Source organism: Sphingomonas sp. (genome assembly GCF_042095875.1).
Taxonomy (GTDB): domain Bacteria; phylum Pseudomonadota; class Alphaproteobacteria; order Sphingomonadales; family Sphingomonadaceae; genus Sphingomonas.
Window position 1 is genome coordinate 1 of sequence record NZ_JBELMJ010000086.1, and the last position, 4,875, is coordinate 4,875.

4 protein-coding genes and 1 pseudogene are annotated in these 4,875 nt (G+C 68.2%); all 5 read left to right on the forward strand.

Going from position 1 to position 4,875, the window contains the following annotated elements; all coding sequences use genetic code 11:
* Positions 1 to 344 (forward strand): PhoH family protein (locus ACFDS6_RS16480; protein WP_375273182.1); only part of this gene is annotated, 344 nt, incomplete at its 5' end.
* A complete protein-coding gene (ybeY, locus tag ACFDS6_RS16485; RefSeq protein ID WP_375273183.1) occupies positions 341 to 853 on the forward strand; it encodes an rRNA maturation RNase YbeY in 513 nt (170 codons plus the stop codon). The genes ACFDS6_RS16480 and ybeY, both read left to right, overlap by 4 nt.
* 10 nt (positions 854 to 863) lie before the next feature.
* On the forward strand, positions 864 to 1,778 hold the full coding sequence (locus ACFDS6_RS16490) for a hemolysin family protein (protein WP_375273184.1): 915 nt from the start codon (positions 864 to 866) through the stop codon (positions 1,776 to 1,778).
* Positions 1,779 to 1,925: 147 nt separating this feature from the next.
* Complete coding sequence (katG, locus tag ACFDS6_RS16495; protein ID WP_375273185.1) at positions 1,926 to 4,139, forward strand: catalase/peroxidase HPI; 2,214 nt, start codon at positions 1,926 to 1,928, stop codon at positions 4,137 to 4,139.
* 236 nt (positions 4,140 to 4,375) lie between these two features.
* Positions 4,376 to 4,875 (forward strand): annotated as a pseudogene (locus tag ACFDS6_RS16500) (sorbosone dehydrogenase family protein); the annotation flags it as partial.

The window sequence follows — 4,875 nt, forward strand, 5'->3', positions numbered from 1 at the left end:
AGCGGCGGATCGCGAGCGGCGAGATCGAGATCGCGCCGATCGCCTTCATGCGCGGGCGCACGCTCGCCGACGCGTTCGTGATCCTCGACGAAGCGCAGAACACCACGCCCGCGCAGATGAAGATGTTCCTGACCCGCTTCGGGCAGAACAGCCGCATGGTGATCTGCGGCGACCCGAACCAGACCGACCTGCCCGGCGGCGTCCGCGCGAGCGGGCTGGCCGACGCGACGCAGCGGCTGGACGGCGTCGAGGGTATCTCGCTGTGCCGCTTTACCGCCGCTGACGTCGTGCGCCACCCGATCGTCGGGCGCATCGTCGAGGCGTATGAGGGGATCGACGCGTGATCCACGTCGAGCTGACGCGCGAGGCACCGTGGGAGGACCGCGCCGACTGGGACGCGCTGATCCTAGCCGCCGCGCGCGCAGCGGTTGGTCGCACCCCGCACGGCGGGCTGCTGACCACGCCCGCGCACGTCGAGGTCAGCGTGCGGCTGACGAGCGACGACGAGGTGCACGCGCTCAACCGCCAGTACCGGGGCAAGGACAAGCCGACCAACGTGCTGTCATTCCCGATGGTGCAGCCCGACCTGATCGATAGCGTCACGCAGAACAGCGACGACGGCGAGGTGCTGCTGGGCGACATCGTGCTGGCGCACGGCGTTTGCGCGACGGAAGCGGCGCAGCGCGAAATATCGGTCGATCACCACCTCTCGCACCTGGTGGTGCACGGCGTGCTGCATCTGCTAGGCTACGATCACGGCACCGACGAGGAGGGGGACGCGATGGAGGAGATCGAGCGCGCGGCCCTGTCCGAACTCGGCATCGCCGACCCGTATCTGATCCGAGAGGAATGACGCAGCCATCATGGCCGAGGACCGAAGTAGCGCCGCGCACGGCGGCGACCCCAATGAACAGAATATCTGGAGCGGTTTGCGCAACCTGATCTTCGGCGAACAGCGCGAGGAAACGCTGCGTGACCAGCTCGAAGAGGTGATCGACCGGCACGAGGGCGATCCCGGCCCCGACGCCAAGGGCGACCTGACCCCGTTGGAGCGGCAGATGGTGCGCAACATGCTGCATTTCGGCGAGCGCGACGCGGGCGACGTCGGCGTGCCGCGCGCGGACATCATCGCGGTGGAGGAACGCACCACCTTTGACCATGTGGTCCAGGTGTTCGCCGAGGCGGGCGTCAGCCGCCTGCCCGTCTACCGCGAGAACCTCGACGCGATCGTCGGCATGGTCCACATCAAGGACGTGTTCAACATCCTGGCCGGCAGCGCCGAGCGGCCGAACGAGATCACCGCGCTGATCCGCCAGCCGCTGTACGTGCCGATGTCACGCGGCGCGCTCGACCTGCTCGCCGACATGCGGCAGACCCGCGTCCACCTGGCGGTAGTGCTCGACGAATATTCCGGCACCGAGGGGCTGGTGACGATCGAGGACCTGATCGAGGAGATCGTCGGCGAGATCGAGGACGAGCACGACGAAGCGCCCGAGGTGCTGCTGGTGCCGATCGACGGCGGCGCGTGGGACGCCGACGCGCGTGTCGAGCTGGAGGACATCGCCGAGGCGATCGACCCGCGCCTCGCCGAGGTGGAGAACGACGTCGACACGATCGGCGGGCTGACCGCGGTGCTCGCCGGGCACGTGCCGGTGGTGGGCGACTGCCTCGACCATCCCAGCGGCTGGAAGATCGAGGTGATCGACGCCGACGAGCGCCGCGTCAATCGCGTGCGGCTCCACCCGCCGGCTACCCCCCCGGACAGCGACGACGATTGATCGAGCGTAGCGATCAATCCAGGCGTGATTTAGCGTTTCACCGATCAGTCGTCACACGCTAGACACGGCCATCCATTATCCCGAGCCACGCTTCCACCTCGGTGGAGCATACGTGGCCTGATTGCGCCGACGAGGAGCCAGAAACACATGGACGCGATTACCGAAGGCAGCCCGATCAACGATCCCGACAAGCAGCCCGCCGCGATGCGCTCGCTGCTGGGTCGCACCGCGCGCGACTGGTGGCCCGACACGCTGCCGCTCGAAATCCTGCAGACCGATGGTCAGCCCGCCAACCCGATGGGTGCGGAGTTCAACTACCGCGAGGCGTTCAAGACGCTCGATTATGCCGCCGTGAAGGCCGACCTGACCGCGCTGATGACCGACAGCCAGCCGTGGTGGCCGGCCGATTACGGTCACTACGGACCGTTCTTCATCCGCATGGCGTGGCACTCGGCCGGCACCTATCGCACCGGCGACGGGCGTGGCGGTTCGTCGTCGGGTGCGCAGCGGTTTGCCCCGCTTAATTCGTGGCCGGACAACGGCAATCTCGACAAGGCGCGTCGCCTGCTGTGGCCGATCAAGCAGAAGTACGGCCGCGCGCTGAGCTGGGCCGATCTGTTCATCCTGACTGGCAACGTCGCGATCGAGTCGATGGGCGGGCCGACCTTCGGCTTCTCCGGCGGCCGCGAGGACGTGTTCGAGCCGCTGAAGGACATCTACTGGGGCACCGAGGAAGAGTGGCTCGGCCAGACGCGCATCGACGAGGAAGCCGGTCTCGCGCTCGAGAACCCGCTCGCCGCGATCCAGCACGGCCTGATCTACGTCAATCCGGAAGGTCCGGGCGGCAAGCCCAACCCGATGGGCTCGGCGCGCGACATGCGCGAGACGTTCGCGCGCATGGGCATGAACGACGAGGAAACCGCCGCGCTGACCGCGGGCGGCCACACCTTCGGCAAGGCGCACGGCAACGGCGACTCGTCCAAGGTCGGCGCCGAGCCGGAAGGCTCGGACATCGCGGCGCAGGGTCTGGGCTGGACCAGCACGCACGGCACCGGCATGGGCGACGACACGATCACCTCGGGTATCGAAGGCGCGTGGACGCCGACGCCGATCACCTGGGACATGACCTACTTCGACATGCTCCTGGACCACGAGTACGAGCTGACCAAGAGCCCGGCGGGTGCGCACCAGTACCATCCGGTCGGCGATCCCGAGGACACGCTCGCCCCGTCGGCGCACGTCGAGGGCAAGAAGGTCCCGACGATGATGACCTCGGCCGACATGGCGCTGCGCGAGGACCCCGCCTACCGCGCGGTCATGGAGAAGTTCCGCGCCGATCCGGCCTACTTCGCCGATGCCTGGGCGCGCGCGTGGTTCAAGCTGACCCATCGCGACATGGGTCCGAAGCAGCGCTACCTCGGCGACGAGGTGCCGAGCGAGGACCTGATCTGGCAGGACCCGATCCCCAAGGCGGACTATCCGCAGATCGACCAGTCGGACGTCGCCTCGCTCAAGCAGGCGATCGCCAACTCGGGGCTGGAGATCAGCGAGCTGGTCACCACCGCCTGGGCGTCGGCCTCGACCTACCGCAAGTCGGATCACCGCGGCGGTGCCAACGGCGCGCGCATCCGCTTCGCGCCGCAGCGTGACTGGGACGTCAACGAGCCCGAGCAGCTCGCCCGCGTCCTCTCGGTCTACGAGGGGCTGAAGGCCGAGTTCGACGGAAAGGGTGACAAGAAGGTGTCGATTGCCGACCTGATCGTGCTCGGCGGCAACGTCGGGATCGAGGCAGCGGCGAAGGCGGCGGGCACGTCGATCGAGGTGCCGTTCACCCCGGGCCGTGCCGACGCGCTGGAGGAGCAGACCGACAAGGACAGCTTCGACGTGCTCGAGCCCAAGGCCGACGCGTTCCGCAACTACCTGCAGGTGCGCTTTACCGTGCCGACGGAGGAGTTGATGGTCGACAAGGCGCAGCTGCTCGGGCTGTCGACGCCCGAGATGGCGGTGCTGATCGGCGGCATGCGCGTGCTCGGCACCAACCACTCGAACGCGAAGCAGCACGGCGTGTTCACCGACCGTCCGGGTCAGCTGACCAACGACTTCTTCGTCAACCTGCTCGACATGAAGACGGCGTGGAAGCAGGTCGACGAGAAGAGCGACCAGGAGTATGTCGGCACCGACCGTCTGACGCACGAGCACCGCTGGACCGCGTCGCGCACCGACCTGATCTTCGGTTCCAACTCGCAGCTGCGCGCAGTGGCCGAGGTCTACGCGATGGACGACGCGGGCGACAGGTTCGTCGGCGACTTCGTGCAGGCGTGGAACAAGGTGATGAACGCGGATCGCTACGACCTGCTGTGATCGCATCGGTTGCGCGCGCCGGCAGCAGCCGGTAGCGCAGCCACCAACACGATGACGGGCGGGCCGCTCCTCGCGGGCCGCCCTTCTCGTTCGGGATCGACGACGCAAGCCCTTCGGGTCGCACCGGGAGCTGCCTAGTCGGTGGCCGCCGGCATGCCCCCCATGCCGGCGGCCTTATCGTTTCCTCCGCGCACAAGCCGCGTGCATCGCGCCGCGCGAGCGCTTACAGATCGGCCATGCTCAAGCATGTGCTCGCCGTCTTCGGCCTGATCGCCCTCGTCGCCATCGGCATCTTCGTGTGGCTCGCTTGGCCCGACAAGGCCAAGCTCGATGTCAACGCGGTCGCGGGCACGCGACCCGACATCACCGCGCCGCGCCAGCAGGTCATCCCGACGGTCGGCACCGCCGAGCCGATCGGATGGAAGGATGGCGAGCGCCCGACTGTCGCCGCGGGGCTGCGCGTGCAGCCGTTCGCGACCGGGCTCGACCACCCGCGCTGGCTCTACCGCCTGCCCAACGGCGACGTTCTGGTGGCGGAGACCAACTCGCCCCCGCGCGAGGGCGGCGGCATCAAGAACTGGGTGATGAAGACGCTGCTCGGTCGCGTCGGCGCGGGCGTGCCCTCGGCCAATCGCATCACGCTGCTGCGCGACGCGGACGGCGACGGCGTGGCGGAGATGAAGACGCCGTTCATGACCGGCCTCAACTCGCCGTCGGGCATGGTGCTGTTCGAGGG